Source organism: Mesoplasma florum L1 (genome assembly GCF_000008305.1).
In the GTDB taxonomy this organism is placed as follows: domain Bacteria; phylum Bacillota_I; class Bacilli_A; order Mycoplasmatales; family Mycoplasmataceae; genus Mesoplasma; species Mesoplasma florum.
This window is the reverse complement of record NC_006055.1, coordinates 73,468-95,256: the sequence shown is the minus strand read 5'-3', so window position 1 is coordinate 95,256 and position 21,789 is coordinate 73,468. Positions and strand designations below refer to the sequence as shown.

Annotated in this window: 16 protein-coding genes; all 16 read right to left on the bottom strand. The window is 27.5% G+C overall.

Annotated features, from left to right (window positions below; all coding sequences use genetic code 4):
• Positions 1-31: 31 nt before the first annotated feature.
• Positions 32-706 carry a hypothetical protein gene (locus tag MFL_RS00365; RefSeq protein ID WP_011182970.1) on the bottom strand — a complete coding sequence of 225 codons (675 nt, stop codon included), beginning with the start codon at positions 704-706 and terminating at the stop codon, positions 32-34.
• A 50-nt stretch (positions 707-756) separates the two neighbouring features.
• Positions 757-2,106, bottom strand: a complete 1,350-nt coding sequence (locus MFL_RS00360) for a M17 family metallopeptidase (RefSeq protein WP_011182969.1) — start codon at positions 2,104-2,106, stop codon at positions 757-759.
• A 54-nt stretch (positions 2,107-2,160) separates the two neighbouring features.
• Positions 2,161-3,504 carry a M17 family metallopeptidase gene (locus MFL_RS00355; protein ID WP_011182968.1) on the bottom strand — a complete coding sequence of 448 codons (1,344 nt, stop codon included), beginning with the start codon at positions 3,502-3,504 and terminating at the stop codon, positions 2,161-2,163.
• Between the two features lie 91 nt (positions 3,505-3,595).
• Positions 3,596-4,942, bottom strand: a complete 1,347-nt coding sequence (locus MFL_RS00350; protein WP_011182967.1) for a M17 family metallopeptidase — start codon at positions 4,940-4,942, stop codon at positions 3,596-3,598.
• Positions 4,943-4,957: 15 nt separating this feature from the next.
• Entirely contained in the window at positions 4,958-8,518 is a 3,561-nt protein-coding gene (locus MFL_RS00345) for an ABC transporter permease (RefSeq protein ID WP_011182966.1), read from the bottom strand.
• Between the two features lie 24 nt (positions 8,519-8,542).
• Positions 8,543-8,809 (bottom strand): preprotein translocase subunit SecG, encoded by a 267-nt coding sequence (gene secG / locus MFL_RS00340; RefSeq protein ID WP_011182965.1) that lies wholly within the window; start codon positions 8,807-8,809, stop codon positions 8,543-8,545.
• Positions 8,810-8,880: 71 nt separating this feature from the next.
• On the bottom strand, positions 8,881-9,117 hold the full coding sequence (locus MFL_RS00335) for a helix-turn-helix domain-containing protein (RefSeq protein ID WP_011182964.1): 237 nt from the start codon (positions 9,115-9,117) through the stop codon (positions 8,881-8,883).
• A gap of 59 nt (positions 9,118-9,176) precedes the next feature.
• The gene (gene whiA, locus MFL_RS00330) at positions 9,177-10,130 is read right to left on the bottom strand and encodes a DNA-binding protein WhiA (RefSeq protein ID WP_011182963.1); all 954 of its coding nucleotides are present in this window, start codon (positions 10,128-10,130) and stop codon (positions 9,177-9,179) included.
• A 21-nt stretch (positions 10,131-10,151) separates the two neighbouring features.
• Complete coding sequence (locus tag MFL_RS00325; RefSeq protein WP_011182962.1) at positions 10,152-11,546, bottom strand: prolipoprotein diacylglyceryl transferase family protein; 1,395 nt, start codon at positions 11,544-11,546, stop codon at positions 10,152-10,154.
• A gap of 28 nt (positions 11,547-11,574) precedes the next feature.
• The gene (gene trxB, locus MFL_RS00320; protein ID WP_011182961.1) at positions 11,575-12,510 is read right to left on the bottom strand and encodes a thioredoxin-disulfide reductase; all 936 of its coding nucleotides are present in this window, start codon (positions 12,508-12,510) and stop codon (positions 11,575-11,577) included.
• Positions 12,494-14,092: a prolipoprotein diacylglyceryl transferase family protein gene (locus MFL_RS00315; protein WP_011182960.1), complete on the bottom strand. Its 1,599-nt coding sequence runs from the start codon at positions 14,090-14,092 to the stop codon at positions 12,494-12,496. The genes trxB and MFL_RS00315 overlap by 17 nt, the downstream gene beginning before the upstream one ends.
• A 7-nt stretch (positions 14,093-14,099) precedes the next feature.
• Entirely contained in the window at positions 14,100-15,032 is a 933-nt protein-coding gene (gene hprK / locus MFL_RS00310) for an HPr(Ser) kinase/phosphatase (RefSeq protein ID WP_011182959.1), read from the bottom strand.
• An 85-nt stretch (positions 15,033-15,117) separates the two neighbouring features.
• Positions 15,118-15,792, bottom strand: coding sequence for a folate family ECF transporter S component (locus tag MFL_RS00305; RefSeq protein WP_011182958.1), 675 nt, complete (start codon positions 15,790-15,792; stop codon positions 15,118-15,120).
• Between the two features lie 15 nt (positions 15,793-15,807).
• Positions 15,808-16,914: a bifunctional folylpolyglutamate synthase/dihydrofolate synthase gene (locus tag MFL_RS00300; RefSeq protein WP_011182957.1), complete on the bottom strand. Its 1,107-nt coding sequence runs from the start codon at positions 16,912-16,914 to the stop codon at positions 15,808-15,810.
• Complete coding sequence (uvrA, locus tag MFL_RS00295) at positions 16,898-19,747, bottom strand: excinuclease ABC subunit UvrA (RefSeq protein ID WP_011182956.1); 2,850 nt, start codon at positions 19,745-19,747, stop codon at positions 16,898-16,900. The genes MFL_RS00300 and uvrA overlap by 17 nt, the downstream gene beginning before the upstream one ends.
• Positions 19,747-21,750 (bottom strand): excinuclease ABC subunit UvrB, encoded by a 2,004-nt coding sequence (gene uvrB, locus MFL_RS00290; protein WP_164919771.1) that lies wholly within the window; start codon positions 21,748-21,750, stop codon positions 19,747-19,749. Before uvrB ends, uvrA begins: the two co-directional genes overlap by 1 nt.
• Between the last annotated feature and the right edge of the window lie 39 nt (positions 21,751-21,789).

Below are 21,789 nucleotides of genomic sequence, written 5' to 3'. Positions count from 1 at the left end.
TTGTTAATTAAAATAGTTATCTTAAATCAGATTAGTTTTTGTTATTCTTTAATTTATTTATTTCTTCTTGTTGTTCAACAACTACATTGTTTAATTTTCTTAATGCATTGTCAAAAAATAAAATTAAATTAGATTGAAGAATTGATAAAGATACAATTCTATCTTTTCTTTCATCATCTGGCATTTCAGTTGATTGTAAAAATTCCATTTGTTTATTATATTCAGTCATTCCAGCTTGTAGACTTTGTAAAATGTTTGGAAGAGCAATTTTATTAAAATCTAATTCTGTAAAAATATCAGGTCTTCCCAAATCTTCTTCAGTTGAATAATCATTTGTGTCAAATTGAACAGATTCTGTTTTAAAGAAAACATTGTAAACTTCTATAATTTTTTGAATATTTTCTAATCTGATTGCAGATGATAGGTTAGTTCCACTTATTTCGATTTCTTTCAAATTTGTAGATTGAGTAATTCCTAAGTTTCCCTTAAAAATTGCATAAATATCATCATGCGATAACTCTTTATTTTGTAGATCAACAATAACAGTTCCAGATTTATCTTTTGGTAAACCAAAACCTAGTAATCTATTAGGTTGATTAATATCAGGTCTTAAAACTAAGAATACGATATCTCCACTTAGTAATGGATTCATTTGTACATCAACTAAATCTTTAGCGTCATAAAATGTTCATGTATTAATTTTCATATTTGTTCCTCTATTTTCTTAATTCATATTATATATTAAAAATGCATTAATTATTTTTTAAGTAATTCAAACATTGTTTTAACAATATAACCTTGTCCCTTTAATCCTACTCTTACAACTCTTGAACAATCAATGTGAAGAAACTCTTTATCTTCTGCAAAGAAAGTTAAAAATGCTGCTGCAGTTGAACCTCCTGGCCCTTTTTTGCATGAATTAGTTAGATCGGCTAAAACTGAATCATTCTTAACTTGTTCTTTATGTTCAGCAAAAATTGGTAATCTTCAAAATCTTTCTGTTGTATAGTTTGATGCTTCATTTAATTTTTTTCACATTTCATCAAATTCTGTAAAAACTCCTGAAGCAGATTCTCCAAGTGCCATTGCAGTAGCACCAGTTAAAGTTGCAATGTCATAAATAACATCTGCATTTTTTTCTCTAATAGCATATGTTATACCATCTGCTAGAACCAATCTTCCTTCAGCATCAGTATTGCTAATTTCAACAGTTAAACCATTTTTAGATTTTATTATTGATTCTGGTAGTACTGCTTTTTGTCCAATTTTATTATCTGTAAATAATCCTACAGCAACCAAATTAATTTTAGCTTTTGCCTCTGCCAATGCCATTGCAATTGACATAACTATTGCCGCACCAGTCATATCAAATTTCATTCCTTCAATAAAAGCTGATGGTTTCAAATCATAACCTCCAGTATCAAAGCAAATCCCTTTACCTACAAGGGCTATTTTTTTGCCACCAGGATTATTGTTAAATTCCATAACTACAACATTTGCATCATGATTTGAACCTTGGTTTACTGCTAAGACTAAATTCATATCTAATTCTTTTAACTCTTTATTTTTTAATACACTAACTTTTAAACCCTCAATTTTTGAAGAATCTTTTAGAAGCTTTTCACCATAGAAATCACTAGTTCCAATATTTGGTGGAAAATCTTGTAAATCTCTAGCATAATTAACATATTTATTTTTTAAAATATTCTCATCTAATAGGTCAGAAAAATCTTCAGACTGATCTATATTAAACAAATAGTCATTTGTCTTTACATCTTTTTTATATGTTATAAATTTGTGTGTTTCAAACAAAATAACATCACAAATTACATTAAATATTATTTCTTTATTTACGTTTGGTATAACTTTAACAAAACTATTAAAATCAATATTAGTATCACCTTTACACATTTGAATAAAACTTGCTAAACCTAATTTTAATTGTCTTAAATATGACATTGAATCTTTTTTAATAACAAGATAGAAGGTTTTACTTTCACTAATAAAGGTTACACAACTTGGTTTATCAAGAATATTAATATTTGTTTCATTGTTGGGCACAGCAATTAATTTATATTCTAATTTATTTGTATTTATTGTTATCATATAATCTCTTTTCTATTTAAAAAAATCATAAGTGAATACTTATGATTAATTTTATTATTTTAGAACTTCAAATAATGTTTTAACTAAAACACCTTGTCCACGTCCATCAATATCTGCTGTTCCAGCAATATCAAAGTGAATAAATGGTTTTTCTTCAGCAAATTCATTTAAGAATGCTGCTGCAGTTGAACTTCCTTCATATCCTTTAACAGCATTTGATAAGTCACCTAAAACTGCTCCAGATTTAACTCTTTCTAAATGCTCTTCAAAGATTGGTAATCTTCACATTCTTTCTCTAGTTTTTAATGAAGCTTTTTCAAAAGTATTTCATAATTCGTCTTGATGAGTAAATACACCAATAGCTGAACTTCCTAAAGCAACTACTAATGCTCCAGTTAAAGTTGAAGCCTCAATAATTTGTTCTACGCCTTTTTCTCTAATAGCATATGTCATACCATCCGCTAAAACTAATCTTCCTTCAGCATCAGTATTATTGATTTCTACAGTTAAACCATTCATTGATGTTAAAACTGATTCAGGTAAAGTTGCATTTTGTCCAATTTTATTATCAGTGAACATTGCTACAGCGACTACATTTGCTTTTGCTTTTGCTTTAGCTAATGCCATAGTAGCAGATAACATAATAGCTGCTCCAGACATATCAAATTTCATACCTAACATTGAAGCTGAAGGTTTTAAGTTGTACCCTCCAGAATCAAAACAAATTCCTTTTCCAACTAAACCTGTTTTTGGTTTTGAAGAATCTCCACAGTATTCCATAACAACAATTCTTGGTTCATGAGCTGATCCAGCATTAACTCCTAAGAATAATCCCATTCCGAATTTTTCTGCTTCTTTTCTTCCAAGAACAGTAACTTTTAATCCTTCAATGTTTGCTGCATCTTTTGATACTTTTTCAGCATAGTATTCACTTGTTCCAATATTTGGAGGTGTATCTTGTAAATCTCTAGCATAATTAATAAATTCTGTTTTAATAGCTGCAGCAGCTTCTAATTCAGAAAAGTCATTTTTAGTTTCAATATTGAATTCAATTTTGCTTGGTTTTGATTCTTTTTTGAATGAAACTACATCATGTGATAAGAATGAAATTGTTTCATAAACTGTGTTAAAAACTAAATCTTTATTTTCTTCTCCTAATTGATTAATAATTGAGTCTAAGTCAATATTTAAATTTTTTGTGTAAGTTGATAAAGCTGATTTTAATCCCGCTTTAATTTGTTTAACTCTACATCCTTTTTGTTTAATAACTAAATAAATTGTTTTATCTTCTGAAATAAATGTAACTGCTCCCGCACTGTCTTTGATAAATTCATTAGCTTTGTTGTCAGCAACAGCAACTAATTTAATATCATGATTTTTTTTGTTTAATGTAATCATAAATATATACCATCTTTCTATTTAAAAAAATTATAGCACTTAATACCTAAAACAATAAGTACTTAATAAAAGAAAAAAGTGGAATTCCACTTTATTTCAACATTTCAAATAACGTTTTAACCAAAACACCTTGACCTTTATTTTCTTTATCAGCTGTACCAGCTATATCTAAGTGCAAGAAAGGTTTATTTTCTGCAAACTCATTCAAGAAGGCTGCTGCATATGAACAATCTTCATATCTAACTCTACATGCATTAGTTAAATCTGCTAAAGGTGCAGCATCTTTTTTTACTTGTTTTAAATGTTCTTTGAAAATTGGTAATCTTCAAAATCTTTCACCAGATTTTTGTGAAGCTTCATTCAATTCATTTATCATTTTATCAGAATGAGAAAATGCTCCAGTTGCATTATGACCTAAAGCAAATAAAACTGTTCCTGTTAAAGTTGAAGCATCAATTATTTGATCTACTTGCTTTTCTTTAACAACATAACTAATTCCATCGGCTAAAACAAGTCGACCTTCTGCATCAGTATCAAATATCAATACTTTTTTACCACTCATTGATTCAATTACAGAATCAGGTAATGTAGCATTCTGTCCAATTTTATTATCAGTGAACATACCTACTGCAACAATATTTGCTTTTGCTTTTGCTTTGGCTAAAGCCATAGTTGCAGATAATACAACCGCTGCTCCAGACATATCAAATTTCATACCTTCCATATAATTTGATGGTTTTAAATTATATCCCCCAGAGTCAAAACAAATTCCTTTTCCAACTAAACCTGTTTTTGGTTTTGAAGAATCTCCACAATATTCCATCACAACAATTCTTGGTTCATGAGCTGATCCAGCATTAACTCCTAAAAATAAGCCCATGTTTAATTTAGTTGCTTCTTTTCTACCCAAAATAGTAACCTTTAAACCTTTTATATCTTTTGCATCACTTACAAGTTTGTCAGCATAGTATTCACTTGTTCCAATATTTGGAGGTGTGTCTTGTAAATCTCTAGCATAATTGATATATTCACAAACAATAGTTAATTGATTTATTAATTCCTGATGTTTACCAGTAAAAATTAAATTATATTTTGTTTCTTTTTCTACTTTTTCAATTGATAAACCTTTATGTGTTGAAAAAGATATTGTTTCATAAACTGTTTTAATAATTTCTTCTTTACTAATTCCATCACAAACATTTTCAAAAGAATCAATGTCAATATCTACATCAAAATCAAAATTTGATATTGTTGCTTCTATTCCTTTTTTAATTTGTTCTGTAAAAGTTTCTTCGTCTTTTTTGAAAACAATATAAATTGTTTTATCTTCAGATATTAAAGTTGGTACTCCAACTTTATTTTTTATAAAAGTATTTTTTGAGTTATCTTTAACTCCAACTATTTTAATTGTATTTTTAGTTTCATTTATTTGAATCATATTCAATCTCCTTTTTTATTTAATTATTTCTTTTGGATTTTGTCGTTTTGTATATATTTTGATAGAGGTTAGTATTAATAATATGAACGTTGATGACAAAATAATACCATATAGTACATATGAAAAACTTAGAACATATATTAGTGAGATACCAGCCGTTTCATATATAATTGGTGATAAATATCCAATTGTAAAGTTATTTATTACTAATGCGACTATAAGCGCACCAATAGCTGCAATTAAATAACCTGTAACTAAATATTTATTTATTTCTCTTGTTTTATATCCCAATGACTTAAATAAAATAATAGTATTTTTATTTTCAAAAAGTATTAATGATATTAAAACTAATGATATTGATAATACCATCCCAACTAATGCTTGATCGAGTGTTCTCATAATGTTTTGGAATGGTGCAGCTTTTGCTAATATAGCTTCTTTTATTAATCTATAATTTCAAACATCTTGTGATAATGAATTTAGATATTTACCATTTTTAGAATTTCAAAATTGACTTGATGAATCTATGTCATCTCAATAACTTAGTAAATCAGTTCTACTTGACTCAGAATTTGATTTTACTAATACTTTATTTGAAATTTTTGGTAAAGTTAAGTATCTTAAATTTACTGGTATGTCTTCTTTTGAAAATTGTGAATTATTCAAAATTTGATTTTCAATAGGATTATTTGATTCTGATTTTTCTATAATTTCTTCTATTAAGTTTTCATAGCTTTCTCATTCAGAATTTTTAGTTTGAAAGTTTGTAGGATTATCAAAAACTTCAGCTCTATTTTTAATTGTTTCATTTAATACTTTAAAGTAATCTGTTTTTTCAAAATAAACATTGTTTGTTATAAGATCATCTTTTCTTATTCCTGATATATATATTGGTATTCTAACTTCAGATATTTCGTCAGTCTTTAATGATTCAACACTCATCAACATAGTGTGACCTGGTTTCATACCATATTTATCTGCCAAGGGTTTTGCTACATCAACTTTTAAAGCAGCAGCCTGTGTACCATTTGCCATTGTTACAGTTGTTATAGTATCACCTAATGAGTTTGTAGAATCATACATACCTATTTGTATATTATTTTGAATTTGTTTTTTACTTGCTGCAACAGATGTTGCATAACCTCAAGTGTTTCCATCTGATATATTTGAAAATTTAACACCTGAGCTTCAATAGTTTTTTGTTCCTGGTATTATCACTGTTTTTCCAAAAAGTAAATTAATTGGAAATGTATCTTCTTCTTCAATATTAAGACTATCAAGATCAGTTTTTAAACTAATAACTCTATCTTGAAAAATTTTATAATACTCTCAAATAATATTTTCATTATTTGAGTCTGATAATCATTCAATTGATTTATCTTTTATTGATGCATCTATTGAAGGGTTTCAATATATAGCCAATTTTAAAGGATTAAGTATATTTTCTTGAAGTTCATTTTGTGAATGAATTGATGAAGCAAAGTTTCAAATAAAATCACCAGTTATCATATAATTTGATACATCATTTTGTGTCAATCCTAATTCAGGGTAAAAAGATGTATTTATTATCATACCAACTAAGCTGTCATAATCAAATACTTTAATTAGTTTATCTAAATCTTTATAGTCTGTTATTTGCCCTGTTGAAAAATCATAAGTTACTTTTATTTCACCATTTTCTTTACTATAATTAGTTTTAAAATCTCAAGAATTACTTTGATATTTAATGGATACATCAGGATAAGCAAAACTAACCATTGAATTGGCAGAGTTATTGACAGAAGTATTAAACTGGAATGTAAATAAAATTACTGAAAAGACCAATGATAATATTATGAAACAATAAATATTTTTTGCTATATTAGAAAGCGCAAATGTTAACCCTATTCTTGTTTTGCTTGGTAAGGGTGCTATCAGTTTTTTTACGCTTATAATAAATTTTGAAGGTTTCTTTGTTTCTTTAAATCTATTTATCTTAGATTTTTTCCCGCTTATAACAATATAATTATTTATCAAGAATATACCAAATATACCAACAACAACTAACAGAGTATAAATAATAAGGTTTCATGTAATCATTATCCTAGGTCAGACAAAAGAATACGATGTTGCTACAGAGAAAGAAAACATTTGACTAATCGGAACAGCTATAAATAGTGAAAGCACAAAAGACAAGAGAATTGGTATAACCGCAGATATTGTAGAAATCAATGTTAACGTTAAATTTCCACAACCAGAAGCCTTTAAATTGTAAAAAGTTTCTTTATTTAATTTTGAAAAATTTTCACACATAAAATAGAAAACAATAAAAACAACTGAAAGTAGGCCTATTATAACAACTAATAATATCATAGAAAGAACTTTGTAAGTAACACTGTAAATATCTGTCTTATATGGTTCATCTCAAAGAGTACTTAAATAGTTTGCTTTTAGATTTCCATTTTGATCAAGCTCATCTGAATAATTAAAACCATCATTCATGAAATTGTTTATGTATGCATTTACATCATAAATATCTTTGTTTAAAATTGAATAACTAAGTCTTTGGCTATCAAGCCTAAGATCTTTTTCACCGTTACTTAATTTTTTATTTTTGCCTTTCAAGTAGTAATAACCTTGAACACCTGTTGTCATTTTACCTTGGTCATAATTCATTGCTGTTAAATAAGGTGTAATTATTGTACCTTTTATTAAAAAAGGATACATTTTTTCTTCATAGAAAATACTTATTGTGTCCCCTATTTTAAAATTATTTAATTCAAGATATCTTGGCGTTACATAAACAAATTGACCATTATAAATTTTTTCTCTATCTTCTAACGAAAATTCTGATGTAGGTTTTTCATTATAAATTTTAAAATTACTAGCTTCATTCTCAGTAAAATCAGAATACTTATTAAATTCTTCTTCATTTACAAAATTGTCTCTGTAATTTGGATTAAGTGATAATGTCAAATCATTATTTAATTGATCTTTAAGATGTCATTCAATAGGATGAGATCAAAAAGAATATTTATCTTTTAAATTGTCATAAATATAAAGCATAAATAACTCACCTGAAATTAAAGGCAAGTTTTTATACAAATCTTCATTTATTTGATCAATTATATTTAAGTCGTATTTAGATATACCAAGTTTTTTTAAACCATCTTCTTTAGCACCCGATGCTGAATATTTGAAAGTTTTAATATTACCTTGAAAATATTGTCCAAGAATATCAATATAACTGTTTATGATTTCTTCATATTCTTCTCCAAGAGTTTTTTTAGTGGTTACTTCAAGATTTTTATAAATATACTCATTCAGTTTTCCTTCTGCGTCAACTATACTTCTATTTGTTAAATGATTATTATTTTCAAGATAGTTTTTGCTAATAAGATTATTTTTTACATATATTTGACCACCATATCTAGATAGGTGGGCTTCTTTCATATTCAATTCAGCAAAAGTTGTAAATGACAAGATACCAATTATAACTCCTAAAATAATTGTTAAAAAGATTATGAAAACAAAGTAAAGAATACTTTTGTTCTTATAATCTTTTCATGATTGTTTAAGAATTAATCGAAGCTTCATTTTGACTCCTTCTAAGAAAAAATATTAAAGATAAATATTTGTTAATATGCAAGCTGCTAATGCAACTATAAAGAATATAATACCTAATGACATCATTCATGTAGATAATGTTTTATCTAAACCACGTTCTTTTGAATTTGAAAATAATTCATCATTCCCACCATTTAATGCACTTAAACCACTTTGTGAGTTTTTGTTTTGAAATATACCAATTAAAATCATAATAATAGACGCTATCATTGCAATTATTTCAATAACTAAAATTACAATTTGTGCTGTTGCTGAACTCATAAATTTATCTCCATTTCAGTTTTATTATATTTAATAATACTATATTTTAAATTTGAATACTATAAAACCCACTATTTAGAGTGGGTTTTTAACAGTTCTTCTGGTTGTACTCCAAGACCTTCAACAATTTTTTGAAAGACTTTTATTGTTATATTCCTTTTTCCTCTTTCAAAGTCTGAAACATAATTTTTTGAAATACCACATCTGAAACCAAGTTCTTCTTGGCTTAATTTTTTATTTTGTCTAATTCTTTTTAAATTTGAAGCTACTAATAAAAGCAACTCATTTTCATTTTCATATTTTTTCATTTTCCTTCCGCCTTTTTTCCTATTTTAATTAAACATTAAAAAAGTCCGTTTGTCCAATGTTAGTTATTAAATTCTAAGCTAAGTTTTTCGATTATTTTAAACAAATTGCTTACACCTGATTTAGTTATTTCATAGCCAAATTCATTCATTAGTTCTGTTAGATCAGCATAAGACGCATTTGGATTTTGAATTCTCAAATCACAAAGATAAGCAGCTTTTTCAGAAAGCCTTTTTGTTGCTAAATTGGCTTGAATTTTACTTATTTGATCTATTTGTTTTAGACCAGCAGATAATGTTTTCTTTTCATTTGATATATCAATATTATTAACTCTATTTACGTTATTTGAAACATCACGCATAATTCTTTCATTTTCAAAATTCATTACTGCTTGATATGCATCAATAAACTTCAAAAAATCTGAAACCATAATAGCTTTTTTGATATAACAAATAAATAACTTGTCATTTCTTTTTAGAATTTTAAAATCAAAACCATACTTATTCATTAATTTTATTATATATAAAGCTGATTCTTCATCTTTAAATTGTAGTTCAAGATGATAATTAGTAGTTTCTGGAGAATTAACTGAACCAACAGAAACAAAGACTCCTGCCATATAAGCACGTTTTAATTTAATTAATTCATCTTTATTTTTTTCTTGCTTTAATGGTTTAAATTCAACTATCTTAGTATTATTTTCATTTCAAATATTTAATTCTCTTAAAAACTCTGATATCTTACCTATCAAAGTTATTTGATAAGTTTTATTTTGTTTAAGTGTTTGAGTTTGAGAAACAGAAATTTCAATATGACCATCAAACATTTTTTTGCAAAGACCAAAAATACTTCTTGCTATTTTATTGCTAATTGATGTTAGTTTTAATTTTTCAGTTCCTGACCCCCAAATGAAGTCTCCATTATATTTAATAAAGCCTGCTAAAAAAGCCTGTCCTAAATTATCATCAAAGGTGTGTGAAATAACTTCTTCTTTAACTGTTAATGCAAAAGACATAATTTCACTCCCCTCTTAATTTTAATTTATTGAAAAATATTCTTTTTCGTATAAGTATCCATTTTTTCTGAATAATATTGGTATTCAATATTGAGATGCAATCATTCCGATTAAACCTATCATTGCAGATATTAATATCAGTGATAATGATAATGGTTTGTCATACATCACAAATAAATGATCATCGGGTCTACTTAATTCTAGGAAAAATCTTACAAAATTTCATGCAAAGAAATATGCAAAACATTCTACTCCGGCTTTTGTTGAAACATATTCATTCAATTTATTTGCCTTATTTATTTCTTTAGGCTTTAAATATTTAGTTCTATTCAACTCTAAACTTTTTAAATATTCTTGTTTAGCTTCTTCATCAATATTTCTAAAATAAGCTAAGTTTCAAATATCTCTAGCTGATTGAATTTGATCACTTGATTTTTGTCAAGGCATAAATCATTGTTTAATTGAAAATGACAAGCTGTAATTATATTTACCTGTTTCAACTTTTCAAGGTTTTTTACTTATTCATTTAGTTATATTAGGAATAATAAAAGTAATTATTACTCAAGCTGCTAATAAACTTAAAGATTCATAAAGGAATATTGGAGATAATTGAACTAAATCACCTTGATTAAATGAAACTCCATTTGAAAGGGTTCCATCGGTTTTAGCTTGAACCATTAAATTTCTTGATATTCAATCTGGTAAAAATTTATAATGACTTCCGACTTCTTCCCACTTAACATTAGACAAAGTTCCCCATGTTCCTGATTTAGCTACAACTCCTACAGGAGCGCCCATAACTTCATGGTTAAAAAAGTTACCTCATCTTCCAATTGCTTGACCTAAAAGAATATTTGGTACTATTGCATCTGCATAAACTAACATAGAAGTTTTTGATTTTCTTCCAACAAAATAGAAAAGTATTAATCCTGCAAGTAATCCTCCATAAACTCCACCATGAATTGCCATACCAGCATTTCAGAAAGCAAATAAACCTCAAAAGCCAACTCCATTAGCATTAACTCCGGGTGAATCAGCATTTAATTTACCAAAAAAACTAGCACCCATAAGTGAAATGGGTATACAAATTGCAATACCAATTGAAAGCTCAGTCACATTTAAACCTTTTTTTCAAAATTTATACAATGTGAATAATATAGCAACAATCATACCAAGAGTCATAGCCATTGGGTATATTCCTATACCACCATATGTTGCTTCTACTCCTCCTCAATGCACAGGTTCAGAAAAACTGTCACCTTGCGTTCAATTAACGTTTTTTGTTGCTCAAAAAACTGAAAAAAGAACTATTACAACAATAAAAAGTGATGCTCATAATCCTATTGAAATTCACTTTAATTTGTCACGTTTAAAATCAAACGAAATTTTATTTATCTTAAAATCTTTTATATTCATATGATCACCTTTCTACATTTAAATATCTTTATAGTTCTTGTACGTAATTAACTGCCATTTGGCCTGCTAATGCTCCATCTCCTGCAGCAATAGCTATTTGTCTTAAAGGAACATCCCTAACATCTCCTGCTATGAATAAACCTTTAATATTAGATTTTAATTTAGCGTCTCCGGTTAAGTAACCTTCATTTTTATCTAAATTAAGATTTTCTAAAAATTCAGTTACCGGAGTTGCTCCTATATATGGAAATAAACCAGTAACAGGTACAGTTTTAATTTCTTTTGTAATAACATTTTCAATTTCAACAGATTCTACTTTATCAATACCATTAACTTTTTTAACAACAGAATTCATTAGAAATTCAACATTTTCAAGTTGTTCTAATTTAGATAAAGTTACAGGGTCTACTCTAAAATGATCTTTTCTTACAACAACATATAACTTACTTACAAATTTACTTAAGTATATGCCCTCTTCTACAGCTGAGTATCCTCCACCAACTATGGCAACGGGATTTCCTTTATGGAATGCTCCATCACAAACAGCACAATAACTAACACCTTTTCCATAAAGATTATCTTCACCTGGTATACCTAATTTATTTTCTAACGTACCTGTTGCAACAATAACACTTAAAGCTTCAATTATTTGCCCGTTTAAAGTAGTTACAATAAAATAATTGTCCATTTTTTCAATTTTAATAACTTCATCATATACAAATTCAGCTCCAAGATTCATTACTTGCATGTACATTTTTAATGCAAGGTCTGGTCCTTTTATACTATCAAAGCCTGGGTAGTTTTCAATTGTGTCAGTTTTAACCATTTTCCCACCTGGTGCTTCTTTTTCTAAAATGATTGTTTTCATTCCAGCTCTTGCTGCGTAAACCCCAGCAGTCAAACCTGCAGGTCCACCACCAATGATTAAAATATCTTTTAAATTTTCATTAATATGTTTTTTCATATAATCACCCTATTTCTCTTCATTTATATGGAATTACAAATTGCGCCATAAAAATAATAAATATTCCTGTTAATATTATTAAACTTAAGACTAAAAAATTGGCAACCACATGATTTGGAATCATATATTCTGTAGCTTGTCTTTGAGTTTCTAATATTGTTCTTAGTATACCATAACCCAATATGTAACTACCAGAAGCTATTCCACTTCTTGCAACAATAAAATTATTAGGGTTATTGGCTTTTTCTAATTCTTTTCCATATGGATTAAATCCTAAATATCTTTCACCAAATGTAAAATTTTTAGTTATCTCTGCTTTTTTTTCTGCTAGTTTTTCTTTTTCTATAATTATGTTCTTTTTATAGTCTTCTTTTAACTGATTTTGTAAACTTTGTTTTGTAAATTTATACTTTTTATTAAACTCTAATTTCATTTTTTCTAATTTAACTTTTAATTGTTTTTTATCATTTTGATATTTAAGAGTAGTTTTATATAAATCATTTTTTCATTCTTCAATTTCAGCATACAATTTCTTGTTAGCATCATAATCTGGTTCAACTCAATAATATGCTTTATTCCAAACACTTCTTAAACTCATTGTTAATTCTAATGTTTCACCATTCTCAGTTTTTACTTTAACTTTTCTATATTTAACTGGAGCTAAAGTATATCAGTCCTTTAACTTTTCTTCTGATATCGTTTTAAATTTTGGATTTCATAAGCATGGATAAGCTTCAGGACAAAGTTTTCATGGATTATTTCCTTTGTTTGAGAATCTATTGATGTTTCTAACACCAAATGTTATTAACATTCATAAAACTATATTACCTAAACCTTCAATTAAAAATAATGGAGATCTATATTGTATTTCACCAAGCATAACTTGAGTTAATGTCTGACCATTGTATGTAAAGTTATCAGTATATGCTGTGTTTAGTTGTCCTGTAGAATCGAATATTCTAACTCATCAAGTTGGGTCTGAGTATAAGCTTCTTCCATCAGCAACATTTGTAAAGTTTATTAATGGCGGAAAATAAAATAATCTATTTTTAATAAAACTAGGCATCCAAGAAATACTTTCATAACTTACTGGATTACCTAAGATTTCTTGGTTATATAAGTTTCCTCATCTACCCAATGCGTGACCTAAAAGAATATTTACTAATATCAAATCCAAATAAACTCACATTGAAATTTGAGTTGTTTTACTTCTTTTATAAAATCAACCAAAACCTGCTGCAGATCCAAGCGCTAATGCGCCAAAAAATGACATACCTGGTTGTCAAAAGAAAAATACCTTATAAAAATTTGATCAACTCTGATAATTATTTAAAAATATTTTCCCGAAAAAAGTTCCACCAATTATACCGATTGGTACAACTATGACGATACCAATTTCTAATTCTCTTAAGGGTATTTTTCTTTTATTCATTTGTATTACAGTTACTAATATGACTAAACAAATTCCTAAAAACATGAATACCGGATATGCTGGGACAAGACCAAAAAGAAGACGCATGTCTTCAGGTGTTTTATTAGATATATTTATTCATCTATAAAAATCTTGGTATTGTTGTCACATTTTTCCTCTATTCTGCTAATTCACTATTTCTTTTAGCTAATAATTCAATAATATCTTGAGCATCAGAACTTTCGTTAACTTTTAATTGCCCAACTGCGGCTTCTATAATATTTGCTAAGTTTCGTCCTGCACTAACAGGAACTCTTAAGTAAGGTATTTTTAATCCTAAGAAATCTTTTTGAGTTCATTCATTGCCTAATCTATCAGTATTGTCAATTCCACCTTCTTGAAATTTAAATAATTCAATACCCATATGTATCTTTGTCTCAGGCATTATTAATTGTTGTCCTTGAACTTTTGAAATATCTATTATTCCAATTCCTCTAACCTCAATTAAATTTTGTAAAAGAGCATGTGATTTACCAAATAATTCACTATTTCTATTTGAAATAACTATTCTATCATCACCAACAAACAAGTGGTTTTTTTTCATTAATTCTAGAGATACTTCTGATTTACCAATTCCTGATTGTCCAAAGATAAGAACTCCTTTTCCATAAATATTCATTAATGTAGAATGCACTTCTATTGTAGGAGCAAAATATAAATCATAAATATCTAATATTTTTTGTGTTAATTCACTTGTTGATGGGTAATTAATTTTTAATAACGGAAAGTTAAATTCCTTTGCTATTTTACTCAATCTTTCATCTGTAAATTTTTGAGTAACTATTATTACTGGAGAACCCATTTTAATTAGGTTTTTATATTTTTCATATGCTTCTTCATCAGAAAATTGAGACATATAATTATTTTCTTTTGAAGACATTAAAATTGCACGTTTATGTTTCTTATCTTCTTTTTCATTGAAATAACCTGTTAACTCTAATCCAGCACGGTTAAGTCCATAAACTGTTATTTCACTATCAATATGTTCAGCTCCTGAAATGATCTCAAAATCAAACTTATTTACTAATTCTTTTATTGTTAATTTACTCATCTTTAAAACTCCTTGTTTTTATTATTATAATTTTACTATAATTGTTTATTAAAAAAATAATAGTGAGCAAATATAAAAAAGCAAACTACTTATTTGCTTTTTTATCTATATGAAATTTCAATTCCCCATGCCTTAAAAACCAAGGTTTTGATGGCTGTTGTATTTCGTTTTTTAACAGCAAACTAGAAATTTTTAAACAAGCAAATAAGCTTGGAATAAAAATTAATAACTCAATAGGAAGAATAATTATTTTTTTAACATAATTAATTGTTGCTAGACTTCCTAAACCACTAGCTACCAAACAAATTGGTGTTATTAAAAAACTTGTTATCGCTAAACTAAAGATTAAAAAGAATATCATTTTAATAAATCAGAAATTATTCTTCTTAAAAATAAACACCAACGATCCACAAAAACCAATAAATATTTTTGAAAGCATAAATCCAAAATGAAATGTACCAGTTATATTAATCATTGATCCAACTAAGTCAGAGCAAAAACCAGCCATAATTCCACCTAATGGACCGAAGACCATTCCAGCAAAGAAAATCATGAAATTACCAATCATAATTCTAAATCCAAAAACCATCGAATACCCTATAACGTTAGTTAATATAATACTCAATGCAACTATTAAACCTAATAATGTTATATTTTTGACAGTGAATTTTTTTGCATGTATTTTATCAATAAAAATACCAATAAAAAACATAGCAATAATAAGTAACATAGCAATTATATTAGTAATTCAAAATAACATGATTAATCCTTCTTTCTATTTTTCTAACAAATATTTATAAACCAACGGTATAAAATACAAACTACCACAAATTATAATATTCTTTTCAGAAGAATCTATGAATTCTTTTCAATTTTTAACTTTATTTATATGGTTAACTAAATCAATATCTCAGGCCTTATGAAAATCAAATGTTGTTATGTTTACATTTTCAAAATTCTCATCTAACATTGTTAATATTTTTTGATGTTCTTTACCATCAATTGCACCATATAAAACTGTTCAATCTTTTTTATTGCTGACACTTGAAATAAGTGCTCTAACTCCGTCTACATTGTGAGCACCATCTATTATTATTTTTTTCTCTTTAAATTCTATTTCTGTAAATCTACCAGTTAACGAATTTAAATTTAAACATGATAAATCTTTTATCCCTAAATCTTGAAGTATATTTTTAACAACACCTTTGTTGCCTTTTTGGTATTCAATTTTTTCTTTTTCATATTTATCAGAATATATAATGCTTGCATTAACCTTAATTGCATTTTTAATAGTTTCAAAATGCTCTTTATTATCTGCACTAACATATAAAGTTGAATTTTCTTTTACTATCCCAACTTTTTGATCAATTATTTCTTCAATTTTATTACCTAATATTTCTGTGTGATCAAATGAAACAGATGTTAAAATTGCTGCTATCTGATTTGAAAATAAATTTGTTGAGTCCTTTAAACCACCTATACCTGCTTCAATTACAGCAATATCAACTTTGTTATCATAAAAATACATGATTGCTATTAAAGTTCATATTTCAAAAAATGTTAGATTGTAATCTTTAATAAATTTTTCAACTTTTGAAATATATTTTTTTAGATCTTCATCACTTATTGGTTCGTTATTAATTTGAATTCTCTCATTGTGATATAAGAAAGCTGGAGAAATAAATAATCCAACTTTTTTATATTTTGTTTTTAGCCCATGAGACAAGAAAAAAGAAGTGCTTCCTTTTCCATTTGTCCCAACCACATTAATAGTTGGTATCTTCTTTTCAATATTATTTAATTGTTTTAAAACTTTATCTAAATTGTATTCATTTTGAAATCTTTGTTGAATAGGTATTAAAAACTTATCTACTGAAATCATTATATAAATATTCCTTTAAATAAGTTCCCGTATATGAACCTTTTGTATCAGCAACTTGTTCTGGTGTTCCAGCAGCAACAATTAATCCACCGCCAATTCCACCTTCTGGTCCTAAATCGATAACATGGTCAGCGACTTTAATAAAGTCTAAATTATGTTCGATTGCTACTACAGTGTTTCCTAAGTCTACTAATTTATTTAAAACATGAACTAATCTTTTAACATCATCAATATGTAAACCAGTTGTTGGTTCATCTAATAAGAACATTGTTTTACCTGTTTGTTTTTTTAGTAAATAAGTAGATAACTTAATTCTTTGAGCTTCTCCACCAGATAAGGTTGTAGCTGATTGACCTAATCTTATATATCCTAAACCAACTTCAAGAATTGTATCTAATTTATCTTTGATACTTGGAATGTTTTCAAAAAAGGCTGCAGCTGTTTCAACAGTCATATTTAAAACATCAGCTATTGTTTTTTCTTTAAATTTAACTTGTAAAGTTTCATCGTTATATCTTTTTCCTTCACAAATTTCACAAACCACTTCAACACTTGGCATAAATTGCATTGAAATTGTTATTACACCATCACCAAAACAATGTTCACATCTACCACCAGGTACGTTAAATGAAAATCTCCCTTTTTTGTATCCTCTAATTTTAGCTTCAGGTAGATTTGTAAATAAATCTCTTATGTCATCAAATACACCTGTGTAAGTTGCGGGGTTTGATCTTGGTGTTTTACCAATTGGTTCTTGTGAAATAAAAATAACTTTATCAATATTTTCTAGACCATTCATTTTACTAAATTTTCCAGTTACTATTGTTTCTCTTGCTAGATTTTTTCTTATACCTTTATAAATAATATCTTCTAATAAAGTTGACTTACCACTACCACTTACTCCTGTGATTGCAATAAATTTATTTAATGGAATAGAGACATTAACATTTTTTAGGTTATTTTCTCTTGCACCTACAATATCAATTTTTTGTCCGTTACCACTTCTACGTTTTTTAGGAACAGGAATAGATTCTTTACCAGATAAATATCTACCCGTAATTGTGTCTGACTTTAATATTTCATCATAAGTACCACTAAATGTAATTTGTCCTCCGTGCTCACCAGCTTGAGGTCCAACATCAACAATTCAATCAGCTGTTTTCATTGTATCTTCGTCATGTTCAACAACTATTAAAGTATTTCCAAGATCTCTTAAATGTTTCAATGTTTTTATCAGTTTATCATTATCTCTTTGATGTAATCCAATTGATGGTTCATCAAGTACATATAAAATACCTGTCAGTTGACTACCAATTTGTTTTGCTAACCTAATTCTTTGTGCTTCTCCACCAGATAAAGTCGTTGCAGTTCTCGCTAAATCTAAATAACCTAATCCAACTTCATTTAAAAAACTTATTCTATTTGTAATTTCTGTTAAAACTAAGTTTGCTATTTGTGCTTGAGTTTGAGTTAATTCAACATTTAAGATAAATTCTAATTCATCTTGTATGCTCATTTTTGTAAAATCAAAAATATTTTTATCAGCAATTTTTATTGATAATGCTGTTGGGTTTAATCTAGCTCCATCACATGACTGACAAACACTTGAGGACATAAATTTTGTATATCATTTTCTAATTTCTTCAGACTTTGTTTCAAAATATCTTCTTTGAATTAAATCAGCAACTCCTTCAACAAAATCATATGAATCATATCTTCTTCCACTACTGCTTAATAGTTTTATTTCAATTTGTTCTTCACTACCTCTAAGAATTGCCTTAATTTGTTTATTAGTAAGTTGATCAATTGGCAAATTCATATCAATGTAATAGTAATCACATAAAATTTTAAATTTTTGTCACTCTAAATTATCTGTATTTAAAAAGTTTTTAAAGTAAACAACTCCTCCTTGATTAATTGATAAAGATTTATCTGGAATTATTAGCTCTGGGTCAGAAACCAATCTTACACCTAAACCATCACAATCTCCACATGCTCCTAACGGTGCATTAAATGAAAATAATCTTGGTTCTAATTCTGGTATGTTAAATCCACAAACATTACATGAGTATGAGTTTGAAAATAAATTATCTTCTTTATTTTCAGTTTCAGGATATTTTATTTTCACTAAACTATTTGAATATTGTAAAGCGATTTCAATTGCAGAGAAAAGTCTTGAATGAACTTCATCATCATTATGATAGATTAGACGATCAACAACAATATCAATATTATGTCTTTGATTTTTATCTAAAATGATTTCTTCTTCTAACATTTTGATTTCACCATTTATAGATACTCTAATAAAACCTTCACCTAACAATTTAGCTAGTAAGTCCTTATGTGTTCCTTTTTTATCTCTAACAACTGGAGATAAAACATAAACCTGTTCATTATCTTCAGTTGTACTTTTAATATTATTAATAATTTCTTTAATTGTTGCAGCATGTATTTGCCCATGACCGTTAATACAATATGGTGTCCCAACTCTTGCATAAAGCAATCTTAAGTAATCATAAATTTCAGTCACAGTTCCAACAGTTGATCTCGGGTTATGAGATGTAGTCTTTTGGTCAATTGAAATTGCGGGGCTTAAACCTTCGATTGAATCAACATCAGGTTTTTCATTTCCACCTAAGAATTGTCTTGCATATGCTGAAAGAGATTCAATATATCTTCTTCTACCTTCAGCATAAATTGTTGCAAAAGCTAATGATGATTTACCACTACCACTTAATCCAGTAAAAACAACTAGCTTATTTTTTGGTATTTCTAAGTCAACGTTTTTTAAATTGTTTTCTCTTGCACCTTTTATTACTATTTTATTTTCCATTATTTTACCTCACTTTTCTTAGCTTCTAGTTCAATTATTGTATCTCTTAAAACTGCTGCTTTTTCAAAATCTAAATCCTTTGCTGCTTGAATCATTTCAGCTCTAATATCATCAATTGTTTTTTGATAAGCTTCTTTTTTGCCTTTTGCAGTTTTTTGTTTTTTAATTTTTTCAAGTTCTTTTTTAGTTGCTTCACTTAAAGTTGATTGATTGATTTTCTTTGTTATAGTTACTGGAGTTATATTATGTTCTTTATTGTAAGCTTGTTGAATTTCTCGTCTACGATTTGTTTCATCCATAGCTTCTTGCATTGATGTTGAAATTGTATCTGCATAAAAAATAACTTTACCATTAGCATTTCTAGCAGCTCTACCAGCTGTTTGAATTAGTGATTTTGTATTTCTTAAAAAACCTTGTTTATCTGCATCTAGAACACAAACTAAACTCACTTCAGGTAAATCCAACCCTTCACGTAATAAGTTAACTCCAACAACAGCATCATAAACGCCTCTTCTAAGATCATTTAAAATATCGCTTCTTTCAAGTGTTTTTAATTCTGAATGTAAATATGCTACTTTAATATTTCTTTCTTGTAAGTAACTTGTTAAATCTTCACTCATTCTAATTGTTAAAGTTGTAATAAATACCTTTTCATTTACTTTTTTTCTTTCATGAATTTGTTCAATTATATCTTCTATTTGACCTTCTGTTTTTTTAACTTCGATTACTGGATCTAATAAACCCGTTGGTCTAATAATTTGTTCAACAACTTCATGATTAACAAGTTCTAATTCATAATCACCTGGTGTAGCTGATGTATAAATTACTTGTTTTAATTTTCCTGTAAATTCTTCAAAATTTAAAGGTCTATTATCTAATGCTGAAGGCAATCTAAAACCATACTCTACAAGAGTTTGTTTTCTACTTCTATCAGTATTATACATACCTCTAACTTGAGAAACCATTATGTGTGATTCATCAATTATAGTTAAAAAATCTCCTTTAAAATAATCTAATAAAGTATATGGGGTCTCTCCTGGCGCTCTAAAATCTAAGTGTGCAGAATAATTTTCAATACCACTACAAAATCCAAACTCTTCTAAACTTTCTAAATCATATCTTGTTCTTTGATCTAATCTTTCTGCTTCTAATAGTTTTCCTTCTTCTTTTAATTCTTTAACTCTAACCGCAAGTTCTTCTCTTATGTTCAAGCAAGCTTGTTTTAACTTATCTTCAGGTGTCACATAAGCTTGAGCAGGATATATTGTAACAGTTGAGATTCTTTCAATTAAAGCCCCCGTTACAACATTTAACATGTCTATCATTTCTATATGATCATCAAATAATGAAAAACGATACATAGCTGATAAAGATCATCCTGGAACTACTTTTATAACATCACCTTTTACACTAAAAGTACCTGGTGAATTTTCAATGTCGTTTCTTGTATATCCTGTTTTAACTAAATATGTTAATAATTCTCTTTTAGAAAATTTTTGCCCAGTTTTCAATTCAAAAAAACTTGATGCATATTGAACAGGATCTTGTGATGGATATATTGCGGCAACAGATGCAACTACTATTGTGTCATTAGAAATTGATAATGCATTCATAGCGCTCATTCTCAACATATCAAGTTCCATATTAATTCTGGCATCTTTATTAATATATAAATCAGTCGCAGGCTTATATGCTTCAGGTTGAAAGAAGTCGAAATTTGAAACAAAATACTCAACTCTATTATTAGGAAAGAATTCCATCAACTCATAATACAATTGCATAGCTAAAGTTTTGTTATGTGCAAGAACTAAAGTTGGTTTATTAATTTCTTTAATTATATTTGCCATTGTGAATGTTTTACCAGTTCCAGTAGCACCTAAAAGAACTTGGTGTTTTTTATTTTCTTTTAAACCTTTTAATAATTTTTCAATTGCTTTGGGTTGATCTCCCCCAGGTTTAAAAAAACTATTTAATTCAAATTTTTTATCACTAATATATTTCATTTTTGCACCTTTTCTATTAAATAATGACTAAAACACTAG